This is a genomic window from Klebsiella sp. JN_Kp122 (assembly GCF_040062085.1).
Taxonomy (GTDB): Bacteria; Pseudomonadota; Gammaproteobacteria; order Enterobacterales; family Enterobacteriaceae; genus Klebsiella; species Klebsiella aerogenes.
In genome coordinates this window covers 137,138-160,398 of the sequence record NZ_JBEAHW010000047.1, presented here as the reverse complement: position 1 = coordinate 160,398, position 23,261 = coordinate 137,138, and the positions used below count along the sequence as shown (strand labels likewise).

The 23,261-nt window shown below is 54.0% G+C and carries 22 protein-coding genes; 11 read left to right on the top strand and 11 right to left on the bottom strand.

Annotated features, from left to right (window positions below; all coding sequences use genetic code 11):
* Nucleotides 1-36: 36 nt before the first annotated feature.
* The 6 genes from rlmKL (at nucleotide 37) to rmf (ending at nucleotide 7,957) form a co-directional block, all read left to right on the top strand.
* Nucleotides 37-2,142: a bifunctional 23S rRNA (guanine(2069)-N(7))-methyltransferase RlmK/23S rRNA (guanine(2445)-N(2))-methyltransferase RlmL gene (gene rlmKL / locus ABLU78_RS21710; protein ID WP_020079245.1), complete on the top strand. Its 2,106-nt coding sequence runs from the start codon at nucleotides 37-39 to the stop codon at nucleotides 2,140-2,142.
* A 12-nt stretch (nucleotides 2,143-2,154) separates the two neighbouring features.
* Nucleotides 2,155-4,062, top strand: a complete 1,908-nt coding sequence (locus ABLU78_RS21705) for an ABC transporter ATP-binding protein (protein WP_015367439.1) — start codon at nucleotides 2,155-2,157, stop codon at nucleotides 4,060-4,062.
* A 14-nt stretch (nucleotides 4,063-4,076) separates the two neighbouring features.
* Entirely contained in the window at nucleotides 4,077-5,345 is a 1,269-nt protein-coding gene (gene pqiA / locus ABLU78_RS21700) for a membrane integrity-associated transporter subunit PqiA (protein ID WP_015367438.1), read from the top strand.
* Nucleotides 5,335-6,972, top strand: a complete 1,638-nt coding sequence (gene pqiB / locus ABLU78_RS21695) for an intermembrane transport protein PqiB (RefSeq protein WP_015704905.1) — start codon at nucleotides 5,335-5,337, stop codon at nucleotides 6,970-6,972. The genes pqiA and pqiB overlap by 11 nt, the downstream gene beginning before the upstream one ends.
* Entirely contained in the window at nucleotides 6,972-7,535 is a 564-nt protein-coding gene (gene pqiC / locus ABLU78_RS21690) for a membrane integrity-associated transporter subunit PqiC (RefSeq protein ID WP_048228613.1), read from the top strand. Before pqiB ends, pqiC begins: the two co-directional genes overlap by 1 nt.
* A 254-nt stretch (nucleotides 7,536-7,789) precedes the next feature.
* Nucleotides 7,790-7,957 carry a ribosome modulation factor gene (rmf, locus tag ABLU78_RS21685; protein ID WP_015704906.1) on the top strand — a complete coding sequence of 56 codons (168 nt, stop codon included), beginning with the start codon at nucleotides 7,790-7,792 and terminating at the stop codon, nucleotides 7,955-7,957.
* Nucleotides 7,958-8,033: 76 nt separating this feature from the next.
* Here rmf and fabA read toward each other — a convergent pair whose 3' ends face one another.
* Nucleotides 8,034-8,552, bottom strand: coding sequence for a bifunctional 3-hydroxydecanoyl-ACP dehydratase/trans-2-decenoyl-ACP isomerase (gene fabA, locus ABLU78_RS21680; RefSeq protein WP_015704907.1), 519 nt, complete (start codon nucleotides 8,550-8,552; stop codon nucleotides 8,034-8,036).
* A gap of 69 nt (nucleotides 8,553-8,621) precedes the next feature.
* Nucleotides 8,622-10,379 (bottom strand): Lon protease family protein, encoded by a 1,758-nt coding sequence (locus ABLU78_RS21675; RefSeq protein ID WP_048228614.1) that lies wholly within the window; start codon nucleotides 10,377-10,379, stop codon nucleotides 8,622-8,624.
* Between the two features lie 185 nt (nucleotides 10,380-10,564).
* Here ABLU78_RS21675 and matP point away from each other — a divergent pair, with 185 nt between their 5' ends.
* A complete protein-coding gene (gene matP / locus ABLU78_RS21670; RefSeq protein ID WP_015367432.1) occupies nucleotides 10,565-11,017 on the top strand; it encodes a macrodomain Ter protein MatP in 453 nt (150 codons plus the stop codon).
* A gap of 91 nt (nucleotides 11,018-11,108) precedes the next feature.
* Here the strand turns inward: matP and ompA are convergent, their stop codons facing one another.
* Complete coding sequence (gene ompA, locus ABLU78_RS21665; protein WP_015704908.1) at nucleotides 11,109-12,161, bottom strand: porin OmpA; 1,053 nt, start codon at nucleotides 12,159-12,161, stop codon at nucleotides 11,109-11,111.
* A 352-nt stretch (nucleotides 12,162-12,513) separates the two neighbouring features.
* Nucleotides 12,514-13,023, bottom strand: coding sequence for an SOS-induced cell division inhibitor SulA (gene sulA / locus ABLU78_RS21660; protein WP_048228615.1), 510 nt, complete (start codon nucleotides 13,021-13,023; stop codon nucleotides 12,514-12,516).
* A gap of 449 nt (nucleotides 13,024-13,472) precedes the next feature.
* Here sulA and ABLU78_RS21655 point away from each other — a divergent pair, with 449 nt between their 5' ends.
* A complete protein-coding gene (locus ABLU78_RS21655; protein WP_026612357.1) occupies nucleotides 13,473-14,096 on the top strand; it encodes a TfoX/Sxy family DNA transformation protein in 624 nt (207 codons plus the stop codon).
* Here ABLU78_RS21655 and yccS read toward each other — a convergent pair.
* Both yccS and ABLU78_RS21645 read right to left on the bottom strand, forming a co-directional pair.
* Nucleotides 14,084-16,219, bottom strand: coding sequence for a YccS family putative transporter (gene yccS, locus ABLU78_RS21650; protein WP_015367427.1), 2,136 nt, complete (start codon nucleotides 16,217-16,219; stop codon nucleotides 14,084-14,086). The genes ABLU78_RS21655 and yccS overlap by 13 nt on opposite strands.
* A gap of 17 nt (nucleotides 16,220-16,236) precedes the next feature.
* The gene (locus tag ABLU78_RS21645; RefSeq protein ID WP_047056215.1) at nucleotides 16,237-16,683 is read right to left on the bottom strand and encodes a YccF domain-containing protein; all 447 of its coding nucleotides are present in this window, start codon (nucleotides 16,681-16,683) and stop codon (nucleotides 16,237-16,239) included.
* Nucleotides 16,684-16,806: 123 nt separating this feature from the next.
* Here ABLU78_RS21645 and helD point away from each other — a divergent pair, with 123 nt between their 5' ends.
* On the top strand, nucleotides 16,807-18,861 hold the full coding sequence (gene helD, locus ABLU78_RS21640) for a DNA helicase IV (protein ID WP_048228616.1): 2,055 nt from the start codon (nucleotides 16,807-16,809) through the stop codon (nucleotides 18,859-18,861).
* Nucleotides 18,862-18,891: 30 nt separating this feature from the next.
* Here helD and mgsA read toward each other — a convergent pair whose 3' ends face one another.
* Nucleotides 18,892-19,350 (bottom strand): methylglyoxal synthase, encoded by a 459-nt coding sequence (gene mgsA, locus ABLU78_RS21635; RefSeq protein ID WP_015367424.1) that lies wholly within the window; start codon nucleotides 19,348-19,350, stop codon nucleotides 18,892-18,894.
* Between the two features lie 157 nt (nucleotides 19,351-19,507).
* Here mgsA and ABLU78_RS21630 point away from each other — a divergent pair, with 157 nt between their 5' ends.
* Complete coding sequence (locus ABLU78_RS21630; protein ID WP_015704912.1) at nucleotides 19,508-19,921, top strand: CoA-binding protein; 414 nt, start codon at nucleotides 19,508-19,510, stop codon at nucleotides 19,919-19,921.
* Nucleotides 19,922-19,975: 54 nt separating this feature from the next.
* Here ABLU78_RS21630 and hspQ read toward each other — a convergent pair whose 3' ends face one another.
* Both hspQ and rlmI read right to left on the bottom strand, forming a co-directional pair.
* On the bottom strand, nucleotides 19,976-20,293 hold the full coding sequence (gene hspQ, locus ABLU78_RS21625) for a heat shock protein HspQ (protein WP_015367415.1): 318 nt from the start codon (nucleotides 20,291-20,293) through the stop codon (nucleotides 19,976-19,978).
* Nucleotides 20,294-20,391: 98 nt separating this feature from the next.
* Nucleotides 20,392-21,594, bottom strand: coding sequence for a 23S rRNA (cytosine(1962)-C(5))-methyltransferase RlmI (gene rlmI, locus ABLU78_RS21620; protein ID WP_015367414.1), 1,203 nt, complete (start codon nucleotides 21,592-21,594; stop codon nucleotides 20,392-20,394).
* 182 nt (nucleotides 21,595-21,776) lie between these two features.
* On the opposite strand from rlmI, the gene yccX reads away from it, so the two are divergent.
* Entirely contained in the window at nucleotides 21,777-22,058 is a 282-nt protein-coding gene (gene yccX, locus ABLU78_RS21615) for an acylphosphatase (protein WP_015704915.1), read from the top strand.
* On the opposite strand, the gene tusE is transcribed toward yccX, so the two are convergent.
* Both tusE and yccA read right to left on the bottom strand, forming a co-directional pair.
* Nucleotides 22,055-22,384: a sulfurtransferase TusE gene (tusE, locus tag ABLU78_RS21610; RefSeq protein ID WP_015367412.1), complete on the bottom strand. Its 330-nt coding sequence runs from the start codon at nucleotides 22,382-22,384 to the stop codon at nucleotides 22,055-22,057. The two genes, yccX and tusE, sit on opposite strands and share 4 nt — an antisense overlap.
* An 87-nt stretch (nucleotides 22,385-22,471) precedes the next feature.
* Nucleotides 22,472-23,131 carry an FtsH protease modulator YccA gene (gene yccA, locus ABLU78_RS21605; RefSeq protein WP_015704916.1) on the bottom strand — a complete coding sequence of 220 codons (660 nt, stop codon included), beginning with the start codon at nucleotides 23,129-23,131 and terminating at the stop codon, nucleotides 22,472-22,474.
* Nucleotides 23,132-23,261 lie beyond the last annotated feature (130 nt).

Here is a 23,261-nt window from a genome sequence, read left to right as displayed (position 1 = left end):
AATGCGCACCAATTTTCTTTAAGTAAAAGTGACGATATGAAATCTCTGTTTGCCAGCACGGCTCGTGGTCTTGAAGAGCTGTTAAAAACTGAACTGGAAGGACTTGGCGCCACGGCGTGCCAGGTCGTCCAGGGCGGGGTTCATTTTCAGGGAGATACGCGCCTGCTGTATCAAAGCCTGATGTGGAGCCGGCTGGCCTCGCGCATCATGCTGCCGCTGGGCGAGTGCAGCGTGTATAGCGATCTGGATCTCTACCTGGGGGTTCAATCGATTCCGTGGACGGAGATCTTTACCACTGACGCCACCTTTGCGGTGCATTTTAGCGGCCTCAATGAGGAAATCCGCAACAGTCAGTATGGCGCATTAAAAGTCAAAGACGCTATCGTCGATAGCTTCACGCGTAAAAATCTGCCGCGTCCGAATGTCGATCGTGAGAATCCCGATCTGCGTATCAACGTCTGGCTGAACAAAGAAACGGCGCATATTTCACTGGATCTAAGCGGCGAAGGTCTGCATCTGCGCGGCTACCGTGATGGCACCGGCATGGCGCCGATCAAAGAAAACCTCGCGGCGGCAATCGTCATGCGCTCCGGCTGGGTGGCGGGAACGCCGCTGCTCGATCCGATGTGTGGTTCCGGCACGTTGCTGATTGAAGCGGCGATGCTGGCGACCGATCGCGCGCCGGGCCTGCACCGCGGCCACTGGGGCTTCGGCGGATGGGCGCAACACGATGACGCTATCTGGAAAGAGGTGAAAGCCGAGGCGCAAACGCGCGCTCGCCAGGGGCTGGCGGCTTATGAATCACGCTTCTACGGCTCTGATGTCGACGAGCGCGTGATTGAACGCGCGCGCCGCAACGCCCGCCGCGCCGGTATTGGCGAGCTTATCAATTTCGAAGTAAAAGACGTCGCGCAGCTCAATAATCCGCTGCCGAAAGGCCCGTATGGCACCGTTATCAGTAACCCGCCGTACGGCGAGCGTCTGGAAAGCGAACCGGCGCTGATTGCCCTGCACAGCCTGCTGGGGCGGATTATGAAAAACCAGTTTGGCGGTTGGAACCTGTCGGTCTTCAGCGCCTCGCCGGAATTGCTGAGCTGCCTGCAGCTGCGCGCCGATAAACAGTTTAAAGCCAAAAACGGCCCGCTGGACTGCGTACAGAAGAACTATCATCTGGCGGAAAGCGAAGGCGGCAAGCCGGCGATGCTGGCGGAAGATTTTGCCAACCGCTTACGTAAAAACCTGAAGAAGTTTGAAAAGTGGGCGCGTCAGGAAGGCATTGAATGCTATCGCCTGTACGATGCCGATTTGCCGGAATATAACGTAGCTATCGACCGCTACGGCGAGTGGGTAGTGGTGCAGGAGTACGCGCCGCCGAAAACCGTCGATGCGCACAAAGCGCGCCAGCGTCTGTTCGATATTATCGCCGCGACTATCGCGGTGTTAGGGATTGCGCCGAATAAACTGGTGCTGAAGACCCGCGAGCGGCAGAAGGGTAAAAATCAGTACCAGAAGATGGCGGAGAAGGGCGACTTTATCGAGGTACAGGAGTATAACGCGCGTCTGTGGGTTAACCTTACCGACTATCTCGACACCGGTCTGTTCCTTGACCACCGTATCGCCCGTCGTATGCTCGGCCAGATGAGCAAGGGTAAGGATTTCCTTAACCTGTTCTCCTATACCGGCAGCGCCAGCGTTCACGCCGGTCTGGGCGGCGCGCGCTCAACTACGACTGTCGATATGTCACGCACCTATCTGGAATGGGCGGAACGCAACCTGCGTCTCAATGGTTTAACCGGCCGTGCGCATCGCCTGATGCAGGCGGACGTGCTGGGTTGGCTGCGGGAAAGCACCGAGCAGTTCGATCTGATCTTTATCGATCCGCCGACCTTCTCCAACTCCAAACGAATGGAAGATGCCTTTGATGTGCAGCGCGATCATATCCGTCTGATGACCGATCTAAAACGTCTGCTGCGTAAAGGCGGCACGATTATGTTCTCGAATAACAAACGCGGTTTCCGTATGGATCATGACGGGCTGGCGGCGCTTGGCCTGAAGGCGCAAGAAATTTCGCAAAAAACGCTGTCGCAGGATTTTGCCCGCAACCGTCAGATCCACAACTGCTGGCTGATTACCGCGGCCTGAAAGGAATAAAGAATGTCACTGATTAGTATGCACGGCGCCTGGCTTTCGTTCAGCGATGCGCCGCTGCTGGATAATGCTGAACTACATATCGAAGATAACGAACGCGTCTGCCTGGTAGGGCGTAACGGCGCCGGTAAATCGACCCTGATGAAAATCCTCAACCGCGAGCAGGGTCTGGACGATGGGCGTATTATTTATGAACAGGATCTGATCGTTGCGCGTCTGCAGCAGGATCCTCCGCGTAATGTCGCAGGTACGGTGTACGATTTTGTCGCGGAAGGGATCGCCGAACAGGCGGCGTATCTGAAGGCCTATCATGATGTTTCGCATCAGGTGATGACCGATCCGAGCGATAAAAATTTAAATGAATTGGCTCGCCTGCAGGAACAGCTGGATAACCTGGGGCTGTGGCAGTTAGATAGCCGTATCAACGAAGTGATCGAGCAGCTTGGCCTTAACGCCGACGCGCAGCTGGCGTCGCTGTCCGGCGGCTGGCTGCGTAAAGCGGCGCTGGGCCGCGCGCTGGTTAGCGGGCCGCGCGTGCTGTTGCTGGATGAACCGACTAACCACCTCGATATCGAAACTATCGACTGGCTGGAAGGGTTCCTCAAATCCTTCAAAGGCACCATTATCTTCATTTCGCACGACCGTTCTTTTATCCGCAATATGGCAACGCGCATTGTCGACCTCGATCGCGGCAAGCTGGTGACCTATCCGGGCAATTACGATCAATATCTGCTGGATAAAGAAGAAGCGCTGCGCGTCGAAGAGCTGCAGAATGCTGAATTCGACCGCAAGCTGGCGCAGGAAGAGGTGTGGATCCGCCAGGGGATTAAAGCGCGTCGTACCCGCAACGAAGGGCGCGTCCGCGCGCTGAAGGCGATGCGTCGCGAGCGCGGCGAACGCCGTGAAGTGATGGGCAGCGCGAAGATGCAGGTCGAGGAGGCTTCTCGCTCCGGCAAAATCGTCTTTGAGATGGAAAACGTCAACTATCAGGTTGACGGCAAAGTGCTGGTCAAAGATTTCTCCGCGCAAATCCAGCGTGGCGACAAGATTGCGCTGATTGGCCCGAACGGCTGCGGTAAAACCACGCTGCTGAAGCTGATGCTCGGCCAGTTGCAGGCCGATAGCGGGCGTATCCACGTCGGTACCAAGCTGGAAGTCGCCTACTTCGATCAGCACCGCGCGGAGTTGGATCCGGACCGCACGGTGATGGATAACCTTGCGGAAGGTAAACAAGAGGTGATGGTTAACGGTAAGCCGCGTCACGTGCTGGGCTATCTGCAGGACTTCCTGTTCCATCCAAAACGGGCGATGACCCCGGTACGCGCGTTGTCCGGCGGGGAGCGTAACCGTCTGCTGCTCGCGCGCTTGTTCCTGAAACCCAGTAACTTATTGATTCTTGATGAACCGACTAACGACCTTGATGTCGAAACGCTGGAACTGCTGGAAGAGCTGATCGATGGCTACCAGGGCACCGTGATGCTGGTGAGCCACGACCGTCAATTTGTTGACAACACCGTGACCGAGTGCTGGATCTTCGAGGGCGGCGGGCGTATCGGCCAATATATCGGCGGTTATCACGACGCGCGCGGACAGCAAGCGCAGTCGCTGGCGAATAAACAGCCGATTGTAAAAAAACCGGCGGAAGTCGCTCAACCGAAAGCAGAAAGTGTCAAACGCTCTGCCAGCAAACTAAGCTATAACCTGCAGCGCGAACTGGAACAGCTGCCGCAGAAGCTGGAAGATCTGGAAACTCAACTGCAGACGCTGCAGGAAAAAGTTGCCGATCCTTCTTTCTTCGGCCAGCCGCATGACCAGACCCAGCAGGTGCTGGCGCAGTTAGCGGAAGCGGAACAGGCCCTGGAAGCGGCCTTTGAACGCTGGGAATATCTCGAAGGACTCAAAAACGGCGCTTAAGCTGAGGAGTGTTCATGTGCGATCATCATCATGCTGCGCGGCACATATTGTGCCCACAATGTGATCTGCTGGTGGCTTTGCCGCCGCTGGAGCATCGCCAGAAAGCCGCATGCCCACGCTGCGGCACCACGCTCACCACATCGTGGGACGCGCCGCGGCAGCGCCCCACGGCCTATGCGCTGGTGGCGCTGTTCATGTTGCTGCTGGCGAACCTGTTTCCTTTTGTTTATATGAAAGTCGGCGGGATCAGCAGCGAAATTGAGCTGCTGGAAATCCCTAATGTGCTGTTCAGCGAGGATTACGCCAGCCTCGGTACGTTCTTTTTACTCTTTGTCCAACTGGTCCCGGCGTTTTGTCTGGTGACCATCTTATTGTTGGTCAATCGCGTTCATATGCCTTCACGCTTGAAGGCGTTTCTGGCGCGGATTTTGTTTCACCTCAAAAGCTGGGGGATGGCGGAGATTTTCCTCGCCGGGGTGCTGGTCAGCTTCGTTAAACTCATGGCCTATGGTGATATCGGCGTTGGGCTGAGCTTTGTTCCCTGGTGTCTGTTCTGCCTGCTGCAATTGCGGGCGTTTCAGTGCGTCGATCGCCGCTGGCTGTGGGACGACATTGCGCCAATGCCGGTCATTAAGCAGCCGCTGCGCCCTGGCGTGCCGGGGCTTCGTCAGGGATTGCGTTCCTGCTCGTGCTGCACGGCGGTGCTGCCAGCGGATGAGAAAGAGTGTCCGCGCTGTCACACCAAAGGTACCCCGCGGCGTAAAAACAGCCTGCAGTGGACGCTGGCGCTGCTGATGACGTCATTTGTGCTCTATTTACCCGCCAATATTCTGCCGATTATGATTACCGATCTGCTGGGCGATAAAATGCCGTCGACAATCATGGCGGGAGTCGTTCTGCTGTGGAGTGAGGGCTCTTACCCGGTCGCGCTGGTTATCTTTATCGCCAGTATCATGGTGCCGACGTTAAAAATGATCGCTATCGGCTGGCTATGCTGGAGTGCGAACGGAAACGGCGCGCGCGATTCAGAGCGTATGCACCTGATTTATGAAGTGGTTGAATTTGTTGGCCGTTGGTCAATGATCGACGTTTTTGTCATCGCGGTACTCTCGGCGCTGGTGCGTATGGGAGGCTTGATGAATATCTATCCGGCGATAGGCGCGGTGATGTTCGCGCTGGTCGTTGTTATGACCATGTTCTCGGCCATGATGTTTGACCCACGTCTATTGTGGGACCGTGAACCAGATCCAAGCCATGAGGAAATGCAACAGCATGGAAAATAAGAGCGGAGAAGCGAAAGTGCAGAAGGTGAAGAACTGGTCACCGGTCTGGATCTTTCCGATTGTGACTGTGCTCATCGGCGCATGGATACTGTTTTACCACTACAGCCACCAGGGGCCGGAGGTGACGCTTATCACCACCAACGCCGAAGGCATTGAAGGGGGTAAAACGCGTATCAAGAGCCGCAGCGTTGATGTCGGGGTAGTGGAAAGCGCTATCCTGACTGATGACCTGAAACATGTAGAAATTAAAGCGCGTCTGAACTCGGGGATGCAGAAGCTGCTGCATAAAGACTCGGTGTTCTGGGTGGTGAAACCGCAGGTGGGGCGCGAGGGGATTAGCGGCCTCGGCACCTTGCTTTCCGGTGCCTATATCGAATTGCAGCCAGGTAAAGAAGGTTCTGTGGCGCCGCAGTATCCGCTGTTGGATTCGCCGCCATTGGCTTCACCGGATGCCAAAGGTATCCGTGTTCTGCTGGAAAGTAGCAAAGCCGGGCAACTCTCGCCTGGTGATCCGGTGCTGTTCCGCGGCTATCGCGTCGGTTCGGTTGAAACCAGTACCTTTGATACGCAGAAGCGCCGCATCACCTATCAGCTGTTTATCAATGCGCCGAACGACCGTCTGGTGACGACCAACGTTCGCTTCTGGAAAGATAGCGGTATCGCGGTTGACCTCACGTCCGCGGGAATGCGCGTCGAGATGGGATCGCTGTCGACGCTGTTTGGCGGCGGTGTGAGCTTTGACATTCCGGAAGGACTTGATCTCGGCGAGCCGGTGGCGAATAAAACGGAATACCACCTGTTTGACGATCAGAAGAGTATTCAGGATTCGGTGTTCACCCAGCATATTGATTACGTCCTGTTCTTTAAAGATTCAGTGCGTGGTCTGCAGCCAGGGGCGCCGGTTGAATTCCGCGGTATTCGTCTTGGTACCGTCGGCAAAGTGCCGTTCTTTATCCCCGGTTTGAAACAGAGCCTGAACGATGATTATCGTATCCCGGTTGAAATACGTATCGAGCCGGAACGTCTGATCAATCAACTGGGCGGCGATCCGAACATTCGCGCGCATATTGACGATCTGATCAACCGCGGGCTTCGTGCTTCGCTGAAAACCGGCAACCTGGTAACCGGCGCGCTGTATATCGATCTCGACTTCTATCCGAAAGCGCCTCCGCGCGGCAAGATTCAGGAGTTCGGCGGCTATCCGATCATTCCAACCGTCAGCGGCGGTCTGGCACAGATCCAGCAGCGTCTGATGGATGCGCTCGATAAGATTAACAATCTGCCGATTAACCCGCTGCTGGAGCAGGCGACCAGTACCCTGGCGCAGAGCCAGAAAACCATGCAGCGTGTCCAGACTACGCTCGACAACTTGAATAAGATCACTTCAAGCCAGTCGATGCAGCAGCTTCCAGCTGATATGCAGAGTACGTTGCGCGAGTTGAACCGCAGTATGCAGGGCTTCCAGCCAGGCTCGGCGGCCTACAATAAGATGGTTGCGGATATGCAGCGACTGGATCAGGTGCTTCGTGAACTGCAGCCGGTACTGAAAACCCTCAACGACAAGAGCAATGCGCTGGTATTTGAGGCCAAGGATAAAAAAGATCCGCAGCCGAAGGGAGCGAAATAATGAAAAAGTGGTTAGTAGCGGCAGCGGTATGCGTACTGACGGCCTGCAGCAGCGGTGGTGAGAGTAAAACTTACTATCAATTACCGGTAGCAAAGAGCGGCGCGCAAAGCGCCGCTCACCAGAGCAAGAATTTGCTGTGGGTTGAGCAGGTCAGTATCCCTGATTATCTGGCCGGGAATGGCGTGGTTTATCAGACTACCGATGTGCAGTATGTGATTGCTAATAACAATCTGTGGGCGAGCCCGCTGGACCAGCAGTTACGTACCACGCTGGTGGTGAATCTGAGCAATCAACTGCCGGGTTGGGTGGTGGCATCGCAGCCGTTAGGCAGCGAGCAGGATACGCTTAATGTCTCCGTTAGCGGCTTCCACGGCCGCTACGACGGCCGGGTCATTGTTAGCGGTGAATGGCTGCTTAAGCATCAGGGGCAGTTAATCAAGCGTCCGTTCAATATTGAACTTAAGCAACAGCAGGATGGCTATGACGCGATGGTTAAGACTCTGGCGCAGGCCTGGAGCCAGGAAGCCACCGCAATTGCGAGTGAGTTGAACCGCCTGCCATAAGTAAAATTAATAAAATTAAAGCCGCCGCGACCTGAAAAATCGCCGCGGCTTTTTTATTTGCCGCATCAGGTTGATAGTTGTGCTGGCTCACGATTTTTGTACAAATGAACTTTCATATAGCTCACAAATATGACACTGGCGTGAATTTTGCGCATTGACGCTGCCTGCGTTTCGCGGTAAAGGTTATACGTGGTTGCATATTTAGTGACCACTGTTTTCTTTTCCACCAGATCAAATAATGAGGGAAACGAGGCATGAAGAGACAAAAACGAGATCGCCTGGAACGGGCACATCAGCGTGGATATCAGGCCGGCATTACCGGTAGATCGAAAGAAATGTGTCCCTACCAGACCCTTAATCAGAGGTCCCATTGGCTAGGAGGTTGGCGAGAAGCCATGGAGGACAGGGTGCAAACTGCCTGACTGTCTCTTTAAAAAAGAAGCCTTCGCATTGCGAAGGCTTCGCCTTTTGTACTTGAGGATAAGTACGGAAGGTAAATCAGAACGCGGAAGTATCCTGGAACAGACCTACTTTCAGGTCAGTTGCAGAGTAGATCAGACGACCATCTACCAGCACTTCGCCATCCGCCAGGCCCATGATCAGGCGACGGTTTACGATGCGTTTGAAGTGGATACGATAGGTGACTTTTTTCGCCGTCGGCAGAATCTGACCGGTAAATTTCACTTCGCCTACGCCCAGCGCACGGCCTTTCCCTTCGCCGCCCAGCCAGCCCAGATAGAAGCCAACCAGTTGCCACATTGCGTCCAGACCCAGGCAGCCAGGCATTACCGGGTCGCCAATGAAGTGACAACCGAAGAACCACAGGTCCGGGTTGATGTCGAGCTCAGCTTCAACGTAACCTTTGTCGTAGTTGCCGCCGGTTTCGGTCATCTTGACGACGCGGTCCATCATCAGCATGCTCGGCGCCGGCAGTTGCGGGCCTTTCGCGCCAAACAGTTCACCACGACCAGAGGCAAGAAGATCTTCTTTTGTATAGGATTCGCGTTTATCTACCATGTTTTCAGTAAGCCTTATTTTGAGTTCGGGACGCAGGATAGCTAACACGTGTAAGCTGAACAAGTCCGATCAGTTCGAATTTGATCCGCCTAACCAGCGTAGCGGCCATGGAAAACGATGGCGAGTCTCTTGTTGCATCGCCTGCGCAATCCGTTCCTGAATAGTTTGTCGTAGCGTTTGTCCTTCACCATCCCATTGCAGCTGGGTGAGAAGCGGCAGGGCTTCGGTAACGTCGTCAATGGCCCAGATAAAGAACTGTTCGTCAGCCACCGCCTGGCGAAGCTCCTGTGCCAGGCTCAGATGGCGGACGTTGGCAGACGGAATAATAACGCCTTGCTTGCCTGTTAATCCGCGCTGCTGGCAGATGGTGAAGAAACCTTCAATCTTTTCATTCAGTCCGCCGACCGGCTGGACGCGACCGAACTGATCGACCGAGCCGGTAATCGCAATACTCTGGTTAATCGGCACATTGGCCAGCGCGCTGATAAGCGCGCACAGCTCAGCCATTGAGGCGCTATCGCCATCTACTTCACTGTAGGACTGCTCGAAGGTCAGCGATGCGCTAAACGGCAGCTGCTGTTCAAGTTCGAGCTCGGACATAATAAACGCCTGCATGATCATCATGCCTTTGGCGTGAATATTACCGCCCAGTTCAGCTTTACGCTCAACGTCAATAAATTCGCCGTCGCCGATATGTACCACGCAGCTGATGCGCGAAGGTTCGCCAAAGGCGCGCGGGTGGCCCGGAAACTCGATTACCGACAGGGCATTGATTTGGCCGATGCATTCGCCTTCGGTATCAATCATGATTTGATCGAGAAGAATTTCATCGCGCATCCGCTCGGCAAGATAGCCTTCACGCCATTCACGGCGCTCGAGCATGGTTTGCATCTCCGCGCCGCTAATCAAATCGCCTTCGCAGAAGGCTGCCGCTTCACGCAGCTGGCGGCCAATCCAGAGAGGGGAAAGCGGAAGCGTCTCCTGATCGCCGGTATCGCGCACGCCTTCTGCAATCAGCAGCGGCCATGCGTCAGCCGCCGGCCCCGGCAGCGAAAGCTGACGAGCATGTTGCCAGACCCACTGGCACCAGAGTTTCAGGGTGTCGGCATCGGCTATCTGCAGGTTATCTTCATACTCGCTGTAAATGGCCTGCGACGCGAGTTCCGGTTCCATCTCCTGAAAATCGGCCAGAGCATCACGCTCGCCGATCAGAATGATCCTCAGGTTCAGCGGCATGGAAGGAATGCTAACGGGAAGAGGGCGGGATTCATCAATGGGCAACCAGTCAAAGCGCTGACGGGTCACCATGTTCTTCAGGCGCATCCACAGCAGCGGCTGGGCCAGTAGCGCACGCAGGGAGAGCAACAGGACGCCGCCGTTCGCGCGGTGCACCAGACCCGGCTGCAGCGAAATTTCGCCGTTAAACTGGCGTACGCAACCAAAGAGCTGTTCCGCTTCAATCCAGTCGGCGGATTCAACCGGACCGTTGCTGGCAAAATTGTCTTCCGCGCTTTGTGCCGGCGACATGGTTACGTTGCCGCCGTTGACCTGATAGCGTACACCGCATAGCGCTGTCGTGGACTGCTGCAGGCTGCGCGCGGCTTCGGCTACCCAATGCAGATACTCCGGCTCTTCCGGCGCCTTTACCAGCATAAATGATGAAATGGCTGGCGTGATCAGAAGCTGTTCCAGCGCATAAAATAAACGGGGTTGTAGATCGCCGGCGAGGGATGCCTCTGTCTCGGCGAGATTGACCTGGGTAAACAGCGCCTGATAACTTTCCGTATCAGGAGCGAGGTCGTTTCGGGTAAGTTTCGTAATGGTCAAAGTCGCTGTTTTTTAGTCAGATGTAAAACGAGCGATTATACCCGATACCGCGTCTGCGCACACGGAGGATTGCGTTTATCACGCTGATAATGGAATCGTCCACTTCACGAAAGATGATTTATTCTCAGCACATCCAGAAAAAACTGATATCCTGAAATGAGTTACACGGTCACATTGAGATCGCAATGAAATATCAACAACTGGAAAACCTTGAAAGCGGCTGGAAATGGAAATATCTGGTAAAGAAGCACCGGGAAGGTGAGTTGATTACCCGCTACATTGAAGCCAGCGCTGCGCAAGCCGCGGTCGATGTCTTGCTGACGCTCGAAAATGAACCTGTTCTGGTGAATACCTGGATCGATCAGCATATGAATCCGGAGCTCGCTAACCGGATGAAGCAGACTATTCGCGCACGACGCAAGCGTCATTTTAACGCCGAGCATCAGCATACGCGGAAAAAGTCCATCGATCTGGAGTTCGTTGTCTGGCAACGCCTGGCCGGGCTTGCGCAACGGCGAGGCAAGACATTATCAGAAACCATCGTACAGCTAATTGAAGACGCCGAGCATAAAGAAAAATATGCCAGCAAGATGTCGAGCCTGAAGCACGATCTGCAGGTGCTCTTAGGAAAAGAGTAAGTAGCGGCCAACGTTGCTTGAGATTTTCCTCTGAACTCAAAATCAGGCCAAAAAAAACCCCGCATCAGCGGGGTTTTTTATCGTAGGAAACTTAAGCCTGCGGCTGAGTTACTACGTCTTTGTAACCTTTAACTTCGATCGCAACACGACGATCCGGAGCCAGGCAGTCGATCAGTGCAGCGCGAGCTTTCACGTTGTCACAGGTGTTGCCGGTAACCGGATCAGATTCGCCCATACCGCGAGCAGAGATCTTGTTAGCCGGGATGCCTTTAGCTACGAGGTAGTCAACAACGGACTGAGCACGTTTCTCAGACAGTTTCTGGTTGTACTGCTCGGAACCGATGCGGTCGGTGTAACCCAGAACAACTGCAGAACCGTCTTTCGGGTCCATGTTGCTCAGCTGGGTGTACAGCTGATCCAGAGCCTGCTGACCTTCTGGTTTCAGAGTTGCTTTGTTGAAGTTGAACAGAACGTCAGACTTCAGGGTGAAGGTCTTGGTGGTGACTTCCGGAGCCGGAGCTGGAGCCGGAGCTACAACCGGTGCATTGTCTTCCTGACCGAAACGGTAGGAAACACCAACGCTCAGCATGCCGTTGTCCGGACGAACGCCTACAGTGCCAGCGTCGCCGATGTTGTTAACCCACTGGTATTCCAGACGGGTAGCGATGTCACGGGTCATTGCCCACTCAACGCCGCCAGCGAATACTGGGGAAACGCCGGTGTCATGGTTGTCACCGATACGGTTGTTGCTGGAGTCAGCGCGCCATACCATGCCGCCCAGACGGGTGTAGATGTCCAGATCGTCAGTGATCGGGTAACCCAGTTTAGCGGTCAGCTGAACGCCCTGAGCTTTGAATGCGCCGTTAACGTTGTCGCCTTTGTAAGGCATACGGCCCAGCCAGTCGTAACCCATTTCGAAACCGAGGTACGGGTTAACCTGATAACCACCGAACGCACCAGCGCCCAGCTGGCTTTCGTGGGTCGGACCATTGTTATTCAGGTTGCTGTTGTACCAGCCGGTGTCATGGAACTGGGACCAACCCAGTTTACCACCTGCATACCAAGTGTTATCTTTCGGAGCGGCCTGCGCTACGGTAGCGAAGCCAGCCAGTGCCACTGCAATCGCGATAGCTGTCTTTTTCATTTTTTGCGCCTCATTATCATCCAAAATTCGCCATGAAGGTACATAAGACCTCACGGTTAAATCCTTCACCGGGGGCGTGACTCGTTGTTAACTATGCTGATACATGCAGCGTAAGCCGATCACCCCTGGCGATGTAAAGTCTACAACTTAGTTAGAAACTTACAAGTGTGAACTCGGTCAGGCATATGAAAAAAAAGGGTTGTATACACAATATTTAACAAATATGGTTAATTTGTGAACGCGGTGAAAAGTCGCAAAACCGCACCACACCGGGATCTCTGTGAAATTAACCACTTTACGAGAATGGTTTTTGACGAGGCAAAAAAAATTCCAGGATTAATCCTAATTTCACTCAATGATATAAATTTGAGTGAATTTTTAGCCCACTTAATTGTCTCCCAGGCTGGCTTGTATTTCTCACCGGGCGCATGATAAAGCCCATCGCATGACCTTCTTCTGCGGCGAGCGCCAGACGTTTATGTTCTTGTTCAGTAAGTTCATCCGTCAGCCAGCCAATAACCACGCTATAATTCCCGGTACGTAAAGCGCGAATCATCGATTCCAGAGTATTGCAGGGCGACATCTGGTTAATCTGCATCACTTTTGAAAGCGGAAGGCCGGACGACTGTACCCATTCTTTACTCAGCTTTTGCTGCGGGGTGAGCCACAGTTGCCAGCGCGACTGCTGGCCAAGCTGCTGTAATAAAGGTAGCAGCAAAAGCTGCGTCATCATGGGTTGATCTTCGCGATAGACGATTTCACTAATCAGCCCAGTGGCTGAATGTTCGACGACGCTGTGCGAAGGGCGACGTACTGAAGCCGAAGTCAGTGGTGAACGATTTGCGTGAGCTGAAGTAAACATAGTCTATCTCGCCTGTGGGTTACTGTATGCATATACAGTATATCTGCCAGGGGGCGTCGTCAACCTCATTTTCCCATTTTTGCATATATTTTATGCACTCTACCCGGCTATGAATTATCGCTGCGGCGACTTATTTATATGAATTCACTGTCTCTATGCTGAACCCGCAGGCGACATTTTCCTCCGTTAATCTTTACTTCACGGCTACCGGGCGTGTCGTCAATGGGGCCGATATGCTGTTCATCAATTAACATTGCTTAAGTATTCAGCGAGTCTCTGTAACACAATTTGCAGAATAACTTTTTCCTGAAAGCGCCTCGCAAAACAGCGAGCTGATTGAGATGAAGCCAAAATTCATCTTGCTGCACAAAACGAACTCACTTATTTTCTTCAATAACGGATCCGTTAATAAAATTACTTTTATGTGCATGATTACCAAAGGAATGATCATGAAGAAAATTTCAAAATTACGGTTCCTCCAGTTTCAGGAGTGCCTTTCCCCCTTAGGTAAAATCAGTAGCCGGCCTTTATTCGGCGGGTATAGTCTGGCGATTGAAAATACCGTATTCGCCATGGTGGCTGAGGGCGAAATCTATCTTAGGGTTTGCGAACAAAGCGCCTCTTATCGGGTTGAACATCACAGCCCGATGCTGATGATGCGCAAGAATGGCCGGCCAGTGGCCTTAAAGTATTACCGGATAGATGAAGCACTATGGCAGGACAGTAAAATGCTGTTTCACCTATCGCAGCTGTCATTGCATTCGGCGCGAAGCGAAAAGCAGCATCAGCGTGATTCCGGCAGACTAAAGAATTTGCCTAATATCAGCTTCCATATGGAGTTGATGTTGATCCATGCCGGAATAACCGATGTGAAAATGCTGCGTACACTCGGGGCGGAAAAGAGCTGGTTAAAATTGAGAGAGCATAATAAAGGAATATCAATCAATGTCCTTGAGTCCCTGGCGGGCGCGATTGCCGGCATTCATTCCGCCGCGCTCCCGGCGCAGCGGCGCCAGGAGCTACGGGAGTGGGCTAATACACAAGGATACAGCGTGGAGGATTATTCCGGTTGACCAGCAATCCGGCGCTGCAGACGACATATTTCCGGCAGCAGTGCGAGCAGTAGCCCAATCTGCTGCAGGACCAATGGTTCTTTACTGTCGGCTCGCGGCTCCAGATGTTGAATTCGCGATTGCAGGTTGCTGAGCGCCTGCTGAACACGCTGTTCGTCTGCGGGAGAATGATGCAGCGCATCATCGACGTAGCAGACGGCATCATCGAGTAACGCCAGTATTTCCGGAGTCGTCAGTTTTTCCCTGTGCGCCCCCAACGCGGAAATATAGCTGGTAAAGGTATGGTTAAGACACAACAGGCGGAATGCCGTTTCACGCATCGTGTTGTCGGCTTTAGGCTCTGTGGATAAATTTGATACCACTGATGCCAGTTCGCTATCCCGATTATGTGCGTTACGCCGGGCAACGCGATACTCAAGACGGTTATCGCGCCCCTGATGATACTGCTCGAGAATAGCGTCAAGATAACGGCAGTTAGCGTTGATGGCCTGATCCAGTACGCGAGGTAAGTTACGGAAGTTCCAGTCAGGCCAGATAAAGGTCACTGCCGCCCAGGCGATGGCGCAGCCGATCAGCGTATCAAGGATACGCGGTAAAGCGACTTCGAATCCTTCACCTAACAGGTTAAAGCACAGCAGTACCAGCAGCGTGATAAACATAGTGGCGTGCGCATACTGCACGTTGCGAAAAGCGAAAAACAGCACGCCGGTTAGTACAATGAGCAGAAGCTGGCCTTCAACCGAGGGAACCAGCAGCAGCACCGGTAGGCCGATCGCGACGCCAATCAATGTACCGATGATCCTTAACGCCAGACGATGCCGGGTCGCGTTATAGTTCGGCTGACAAACAAACAGGCTGGTAAGCAGAATCCAGTAACCGTGGTTGAGGCCGGTAAACTGAATGAACGCATAGCCCGCGCACAGCACCAGTGACATTCGCACCGCGTGGCGGAAAAGCGCCGATTCCGGCGTCATATTGCTGCGCAGTCGTAACCAGATATCGCTAAACCCGCTAGGGCGATCGTCGGCAAGCAGATTTTCGGGATGGTTGCTGGCCAGCACGCTGGTCTGCACCGATTCGATAGTTGCCAATTGCGCATCAATAGCGCGTAGGTTATTGAGCAGAAAACCCAGCGCTTTGACCTGATCTTGCGGCGCGCCGCTGGCGCGGACGCGATCCAGCGCCGCGTCCAGATGCATAAAGGCGCGTTCAAAGTGCGCATCATGCTGATACGGGATGCGTAAGAGAATGGCGCGGGAAAGTTTTTGACAGGCCTGCGCCTGCATTGACAACATCCGTTGGAAACGGAACATCACATCGCTGTAGCGGAAATGGTCGCGAAGCGTCTGATACTGAATATGTGATGAGCTGGCACGCTCATGAATGTCCTGGGCGACGAAATAATACTGAAGGGTGCGACGAGTGCCGCGTTGCCCGCGGTCGCCGCGCAGGCGTGTCAGTAAAGACGCTTTCGTCTGGTTAAGCATCGCAACCAGCTTGCCGTTAGCGAGCGCCAGATCGTACAACGGGGCCTGACTTTCATCTTCGATATCCGGATCGAACAGTCGGGATTTAAGTTCAAGGTATTGGGCCAGCTGTTCATAGCTGCGCGCAAGGTTATCCTGCAGTGGGCGGATGGGAAAAATAAGATGCCCTGCGAGTGTCAATACGTTGTACCAGATGGCACCAGCCAGCAAAAAGAGCGGCTGCAGGTACCAACTGTTATACAGAGTGACCCCTAACATGGTGTAGATAGCGATCAGTAAGGCGCCGAAAGCAATGGTGGCATAGCGTTGACCCAGCCCGCCGAGCAGGATAAAACCCGTCGTGGACAGGGTTAACCCAATAGCAAACAGCCATGGCCATGGAAACAGTAACTCCACCGACGCGGAGGCAATAAAGAAGCAGACCAGCGTAATAGCGAGATTACGTAACCGCCCGGTAAGGCGATCGTCGAGGTCGGTCAACGCCGCGGCAACCACCCCAAGCGTTAACGGGATGGTGAGTTTGACTTCGCCAATCCACCACGGCGCAACCGTGGTGCCACAAAGCGCAATAAATATCCTGGCGTTATATAGCCAGGCGCTATTCCATGTATAACGGCGGAGCAGGGGGCTTAACATAACAGTGTTCCGTACAATTACTGAAAGCGACGGCGGGCGTTGGCTTCGCGCGCGGCGCGAGCCGTTTCAACGGAGACCACGCGGCGTCCTACCGGCCAAAGAGCAATGGCGGCAATTTTAAAATTGGCGATCCCCACGGGGATACCAATGATGGTCAGGCACTGCGCAATACCGCTGAAAATATGCATCAGGCACAGCCACCAACCGAAGAACATGAACCACAAAATATTCAAAATAGTGCCGCCCGCGTTCAGTAAACTGTTTTTTGCTTCAGGTTCCAGTTCATCAACATGAATTGCTTCATTACCGTAGGGTAACAGCGATAGTCTGGTGATTTCCCAACATGAACGCGTCAGCGGTAACGTGAAGATCAAAATAATACTGACCAGCGTCGCCAGTAGCCAACCGAGCGTGGTGGCGAAACCGCCAAGAACAAAGTTCAAAATATTCAGAATGGTACGCATAAACCCTCTGGTTTACCCTGTGGATAATAAGACCCGGCAATTGTAACGTTTTTTTGCGCTGGAGCACCTGCTCGCGGGCGGTTAAACTTAAAAACATTCAAACTGATTGAAATTTGGCGATATATGGAACTTAAAGCGACAACATTGGGCAAACGCATGGCACAGCATCCTTATGATCGGGTGCAGTTGCTTAATGCCGGGGTCAAAGTCTCAGGCGATCGTCATGAGTATCTTATACCTTTCAATCAGTTATTGTCAGTTCAATGTAAGCGTGGCCTGGTGTGGGGCGAGCTGGAGTTCGTGCTGCCGGAAAGCAAAGTTGTGCGTTTGCATGGTACCGAATGGACTGAGACGCAGCATTTCTTTCATCATCTCAATAATCTCTGGCAGCAGTGGAGCGCGGAGATGAGCGAAATCGCCGCGGACTTGCTGCGCCAGCAGTTAAGTGAAATTGAACGAGCCAGCGCCGAAGGTAAGTGGTTGACGCGCCAGCAGGTCGCGGACGTGCAGGATAAAATCCGCCGGGCTTTAACCGGGTTGCCTTTCCCTGAGAGCCGTCTGGATGAATTCGATAATTGCCGCGAACTGTGGCGCCAGTGTCAATGTTGGCTTAGCGATATCGACGAGGCTCGCCTGGCGCATAATCAAGCCTATACCGAAGCTATGCTGGAACAGTATCGCGGTTTCTTCGATAAGATTGAGTCTTCGCCGCTCAACCCGGCGCAGGCGCGGGCGGTGGTTAACGGCGAGCGTTCGCTGCTGGTTCTTGCTGGCGCCGGTAGCGGCAAAACGTCGGTACTGGTCGCTCGTGCCGGGTGGTTATTAAATCGCGGCGAAGCAGCGGCGGATCAGATCCTCCTACTGGCCTTTGGCCGTCAGGCTGCTCAGGAAATGGATGAACGTATTCAGGAGCGGTTGGGAACTGACGAGATTGCCGCGCGAACTTTCCATTCACTGGCGTTGCATATTATTCAGCAGGGCAGCAAGAAAGTGCCGGCGATCAGTAAGCTGGAAAACGATACAGCCGCCCGGCAAAAGCTATTGTTGAAGGCCTGGCAGCAGCAGTGTCAGGAGAAAAAAGCGCAGGCCAAAGGCTGGCGTCAGTGGCTGGTGGATGAGATGGAGTGGCAGATTGACGAAGGTGATTTCTGGCAGGATCGCGTGCTGCTGCGCCGCCTGGCCGGCCGCCTTGACCGCTGGGTTAGTTTAATGCGCATGCACGGCGGCTCGCAGGCGGAGATGATCGCCTGCGCCCCTGAAGAAGTTCGCGATCTTTTTAATAAGCGTGTGAAACTGATGGCCCCGCTGCTGAAAGCCTGGAAAGCAGCGTTGAAAGAGGAAAATGCCGTTGATTTCTCCGGGCTTATACACCAGGCGGTCAACATACTGGATAAAGGCCGTTTTGTGAGCCCCTGGAAACATATTCTGGTTGATGAGTTTCAGGATATCTCTCCACAGCGTGCTGAATTGCTGGCGGCGTTGCGCCGGCAAAATAAACAGACCTCGTTATTTGCGGTGGGTGACGACTGGCAGGCGATTTATCGCTTCAGCGGCGCGCAGCTCTCTTTAACCACGGCGTTTAACCACTACTTTGGCGAAGGAGATTGCTGCGCGCTGGATACCACCTATCGATTTAACGGTCGTATCGGCGAGATTGCTAATGATTTTATTCAGCAAAACCCGCATCAGCTGGCTAAACCGCTGAATAGCCTCACGGCTGGCGATAAGAAAGCGGTGACCCTGCTGCCCGACGATAAACTCGACGATCTGCTCGACAAGTTGAGCGGCTACGTTAAACCCGAACAGCGAATTTTGCTGCTGGCACGCTATCACCATCTGAAACCCGCCGCGCTGGAAAAAGCCGCGACCCGCTGGCCGCATCTGCAGCTAGATTTTATGACAATTCATGCCAGCAAAGGCCAGCAGGCTGACTTTGTTATTGTGTTGGGCCTGCAGGAGGGGGATGACGCCTTCCCGGCGCCGGCAAGAGAGTCGGTAATGGAACAAGCGTTGTTGCCACAGCCGGAAGATTTCCCGGATGCTGAAGAGCGTCGGCTACTGTATGTGGCGATAACCCGCGCTCGCCTGCGGGTCTGGCTGCTGTTCAATAAAGAACGGCCTTCGTCATTTGTTGAGATACTGCAGGAACTGGGCGTGCCGGTGGCGCGAAAGCCCTGATCGTCGGCGGCCATCAGGCCGCCGTGGGGATTACTTCAGGCGCTCGGCAAGGTAGCGTTGGTAATCAGGGATTAAAATTTCAATCGGTTGATTAAAGTCCGGCGACTGGATAATAAAGTCAGCGGTGGCGGCATTCGTGGCTACCGGGATATTCCACACCGTCGCCAGACGCAGGAGCGCTTTGACGTCAGGATCGTGAGGTACCGCATTGAGCGGATCCCAGAAGAAGATCAGTACATCAATTTTCCCTTCCGAAATCAGCGCGCCCACCTGCTGGTCGCCGCCCATCGGTCCGCTCAACATTGCTTTCACTTCCAGCCCGGTGGCGCGTGAGACCAGGTTGCCGGTGGTCCCGGTTGCATAGAGCTGGTGCTGAGCCAGTAGCGCCTGGTGACGTTCGACCCATTTCATCAGCAGATCTTTGCAGTGATCGTGTGCTACCAGCGCGATATGTTTGCGTGCGGGTAAGGTACGTGTTGTCAGTTCCATAATTGGGTTCCACTTATATTAACCTGCAGACAGAGTACTGGAAGTGACTGATGCTGCAAGCGTCGGAAAGAAAAATTTTGCCGTATCTGTGAGTTAGGCTTGATGGCTGGTTTACATGGATTAGCTTACACTAGGGCTAAAGCGCAGGAGGATTATGATGAAAGAGAACGATATTGCTAGCATTCTGACCACCACCCGGACGATTGCGCTGGTAGGCGCCAGCGACAAACCCGATCGCCCGAGCTATCGGGTAATGAAATATCTGCTGGAACAGGGCTACCACGTCATTCCGGTTTCACCGAAGGTCGCAGGTAAAACCCTACTTGGTCAACAAGGCTACGCCACCCTGGCGGAAGTTCCGGAAAAAGTCGATATGGTTGATGTGTTCCGCAACTCTGAAGCGGCGTGGGGTGTGGCGCAAGAGGCGGTTGCCATCGGGGCAAAGACGTTGTGGATGCAGCTCGGCGTGATTAATGAACAGGCGGCGGTGATGGCGCGTGAAGCGGGATTAAATGTGGTTATGGACCGTTGTCCGGCTATTGAAATTCCCCGACTAGGGTTAGCGAAGTAAAATAAAACCCCGCATTTGCGGGGTTTTTAACAGAAACATCGCGGTGAAGGCCAGTCAGTTACGCAGACGCGGCGCCTGCAACTGCTTACGGATAGTCTGCGCCAGTTCGTCCATCGACGGCTGTTCGGGATGTTCATCGCTGGCTTCACTGCTGAGCTGCGCTTCCGCGAGGTAGGTGTGGACCGGCTGGCCGTCCTCATCTTCCATCACAACATGATACCAGGGGGCCGCGCGCAGTTCATCGTTGGCGCCGATTTCATCCGCGGCGGGCTCGTCAAGCGAATACTCTGGATCGATATCAACGATTACGCCAAGGTAGCCGAGTAGCGTATGGCGAACCTGTTGGCCGATACCGAATTTGCTGGCAATCATAGTCACCTCCCGGGAAACGCTGGCGCCCACTGTATCCATCATCTTCAAATGTTCTTGAGTCATGAGAATAACGTGTGGGCGATGTTCCGCTTTTCAAGTTACATGACGCGACAGGCAAACCCTTTCAGATACAGTCCTTCCGGGTAGGTTGCGATCACCGGGTGATCGGCAGCCTGACGGAACTGCTCTATAAATTGTACATCACGCCCGGCATCTATTGCGGCGTCGGCGATGATTTTCTGAAATAAATCGGTGGTCATCAGGCCGGAACAGGAGAAAGTCAGCAGCACGCCGCCTGGGTTTAACAGCTGGATCGCCAGCATATTAATGTCTTTATAACCGCGGCAGGCGCCCATCAGTTGGCTTTTGTTTTCGACGAATTTCGGCGGATCCATGACGATGACATCGAATTTTTCCCCCTGATCGCGATATTTACGTAGCAGTTTGAACACGTCGTCGCGTACGAATTCGGCTTTCGACAGATCCAGCTTATTGAGCTCAACGTTCTGTCTGGCGACATCCAGCGCCTCTTGAGAGGTATCAACGCTGGTGACCTGGCGGCAGCCGCCCATCAGCGCAGAAACCGCGAATCCGCCGGTATAAGAGAAGCAGTTGAGGACGCGCTTATCGGCGACGTAGCGGCGGGTCGCCAGACGGCTATCGCGCTGATCGAGATAGTAGCCGGTTTTATGGCCGCCCTGAATATCTACCAGCAGCTGCATGCCGTGTTCGGTAATGGGCAGTAGCGCTGGCGGCAGTTCGCCTACCACCGGGCCTTGCGCCAGGTCCAATCCTTCTTTTTTACGCACCGCCACATCGCTGCGATCGTAGATCGAGCATTGCGGGAACAGGGTCTGCAGAGCGCTGACGATGGCCGCACGCTGATATTCCGCGCCGGCGCTCAACAGCTGCAGGACGAAGAAATCGCCAAAGCGATCGATTGTCACGCCTGGCAGGCCGTCGGATTCCCCGGCGATTAAACGATAGCTGTCAAGACCATCGCGTTCGGCCAGCCATTGACGCCAGGTTTGCGCCTGCTGCAGGCGACGCTCAAAAAAAGCATTATCGATAGCTTCATGACGATCGAAACTCCAGACGCGGGCGCGGATCTGCGAGGAGGGCGAATAGGCGCCGCGAGCAAGCCATTTCCCCTGCGAATCAACGATATCGATCGTCTCGCCGGAGCGAGCTTTACCTTCCATCCGGGCGACGGCGCCGGAGAAAATCCATGGATGGCGACGCAGCAGGGATTTCTCGCGTCCTTTGGCTAATACTAAGCGGGGGATAATGGAATCTGTCATGGAGCTACCTTTAAGCGACGGAGTGTCGGCACCGAAAAATGGCGCGTAGATTAGCATAACTGGCTGGGGCAAGCACCATTCCTGCCGCCGCCGGGCGGATGTTTTAGCGTCAGGCAAAAGTGAGTATGCTGGTGGGAATTTGCTATTCTCTGCATCAGGATAGCGCAGTTGAGGGGGTAATAATGGCGAAGGTATGCACGATGGCGTGGGTTCACGGAGTCGTCCAGGGCGTGGGATTCCGCTATTCAACGCAGCGTGAAGCGCTGCAGCTGGGGCTGACCGGTTATGCGCGAAATTTGGATGATGGTAGCGTAGAAGTGCTGGCCTGCGGGGAAGCGGAGCAGGTGGAAAAACTGATTGCCTGGCTTAAGGCCGGCGGGCCGCGTAGCGCAAGGGTCGACAGGGTGTTAACTGAGCCCCATCAACCCACCAGAGAGTGGCAAAAATTCGCTATTCTCTATTAAATGCACTTTACAGGCTTCGGCAGGCCGGCGATTTTCGTCGCCTGCTTGGCCGGCCCTTTGGGGAATAACCGGTACAGATAGCGGCTGTTGCCTTTCTCTTCACCGAATTTATTCGCCATTGCTTTGACCAGCATACGGATGGCTGGCGAAGTGTTGAACTCCAGATAAAAATCGCGCACGAAGCGCACCACTTCCCAGTGTTCGACGGACAGGCTGATCCCTTCCTGCGCGGCGATAACTTCCGCCATCGCTTCACTCCACTGAGTCGTCTCTTTCAGATAGCCTTCGCTATCGGTCTCTATTTCACTGCCTTCAAAGATAAACATGATTTGTCACATAATGCGGAAACTGCGCGCAGTGTAGCAAAAAATAAGGCCCCGCATAAGCGAGGCCTGGTGTTGCAGGAGAGAAGGTTAGTCTCTGCTAGCGAAGCCGAGGATGCTCAGCAGGCTGACGAAGATGTTGTACAGCGAAACATACAGGCTAACGGTGGCGCGAATGTAGTTGGTCTCGCCGCCGCGGATGATGTTGCTGGTTTCAAACAAAATCGCGCCGGAAGAGATAAGGATGAACACCGCGCTGATGGCCAGATGTAGAGCCGGCAGCTGAAGGAAGATGTTCGCCACCATACCAATCAGAACGACCACCACGCCCGCCATCAGCATGCCGCCGAGGAAAGACATGTCTTTGCGCGTCGTCAACACGTAAGCCGAGCAGCAGAAGAAGACCAGGGCGGTGCCGCCCAACGCCAGGCCGATCAAATCGCCCATGCCTGCGGACAGGTAAGCGTTCAGCATTGGCCCCAGAATGTAGCCGAGGAAGCCGGTAAAGGCGAAGGCCGCCAGAATACCGCTTGGCTTATTAGCCAGTTTGTAGGTCAGGAACATCAGACCATACATACCCACCAGGGTGAGGATAAGGCCCGGAGAAGGCAGCATCAGCACGGTACTGGCGGTGGCGGTGATCGCCGAAAACGCCAGCGTCAGGCTGAGCAGAAAATAGGTGTTACGCAGAACTTTGTGCGTGCTGAGCAGCGATGAACGGTCACGCGATGAGGTAATTATACGATCCATGAGTCACTCTCTTATGACAGATGTAATTAGTTATGAAGCATAAGAAAAGCGAGCCGAAAGCCATAATGCTTTTACCCATCTTTACTCAGATCCCGGTGTCGGTGGGACAGCGTTTTATTCTGGTAAAACA

Coding starts and splice junctions, on each gene's coding strand:
- tusE (WP_015367412.1), bottom strand. CDS start 22,384: ATGTTTATCTTTGAAGGCAGTGAAATAGAGACCGATAGCGAAGGCTAT.
- mgsA (WP_015367424.1), bottom strand. CDS start 19,350: ATGGAACTGACAACACGTACCTTACCCGCACGCAAACATATCGCGCTG.
- sulA (WP_048228615.1), bottom strand. CDS start 13,023: ATGTTTACTTCAGCTCACGCAAATCGTTCACCACTGACTTCGGCTTCA.
- rlmKL (WP_020079245.1), top strand. CDS start 37: ATGAAATCTCTGTTTGCCAGCACGGCTCGTGGTCTTGAAGAGCTGTTA.
- rmf (WP_015704906.1), top strand. CDS start 7,790: ATGAAGAGACAAAAACGAGATCGCCTGGAACGGGCACATCAGCGTGGA.
- ABLU78_RS21645 (WP_047056215.1), bottom strand. CDS start 16,683: ATGCGTACCATTCTGAATATTTTGAACTTTGTTCTTGGCGGTTTCGCC.
- yccA (WP_015704916.1), bottom strand. CDS start 23,131: ATGGATCGTATAATTACCTCATCGCGTGACCGTTCATCGCTGCTCAGC.
- hspQ (WP_015367415.1), bottom strand. CDS start 20,293: ATGATTGCCAGCAAATTCGGTATCGGCCAACAGGTTCGCCATACGCTA.
- matP (WP_015367432.1), top strand. CDS start 10,565: ATGAAATATCAACAACTGGAAAACCTTGAAAGCGGCTGGAAATGGAAA.
- ABLU78_RS21705 (WP_015367439.1), top strand. CDS start 2,155: ATGTCACTGATTAGTATGCACGGCGCCTGGCTTTCGTTCAGCGATGCG.
- pqiC (WP_048228613.1), top strand. CDS start 6,972: ATGAAAAAGTGGTTAGTAGCGGCAGCGGTATGCGTACTGACGGCCTGC.
- ompA (WP_015704908.1), bottom strand. CDS start 12,161: ATGAAAAAGACAGCTATCGCGATTGCAGTGGCACTGGCTGGCTTCGCT.
- fabA (WP_015704907.1), bottom strand. CDS start 8,552: ATGGTAGATAAACGCGAATCCTATACAAAAGAAGATCTTCTTGCCTCT.
- helD (WP_048228616.1), top strand. CDS start 16,807: ATGGAACTTAAAGCGACAACATTGGGCAAACGCATGGCACAGCATCCT.
- yccS (WP_015367427.1), bottom strand. CDS start 16,219: ATGTTAAGCCCCCTGCTCCGCCGTTATACATGGAATAGCGCCTGGCTA.
- yccX (WP_015704915.1), top strand. CDS start 21,777: ATGGCGAAGGTATGCACGATGGCGTGGGTTCACGGAGTCGTCCAGGGC.
- pqiB (WP_015704905.1), top strand. CDS start 5,335: ATGGAAAATAAGAGCGGAGAAGCGAAAGTGCAGAAGGTGAAGAACTGG.
- pqiA (WP_015367438.1), top strand. CDS start 4,077: ATGTGCGATCATCATCATGCTGCGCGGCACATATTGTGCCCACAATGT.
- ABLU78_RS21630 (WP_015704912.1), top strand. CDS start 19,508: ATGAAAGAGAACGATATTGCTAGCATTCTGACCACCACCCGGACGATT.
- ABLU78_RS21655 (WP_026612357.1), top strand. CDS start 13,473: ATGAAGAAAATTTCAAAATTACGGTTCCTCCAGTTTCAGGAGTGCCTT.
- rlmI (WP_015367414.1), bottom strand. CDS start 21,594: ATGACAGATTCCATTATCCCCCGCTTAGTATTAGCCAAAGGACGCGAG.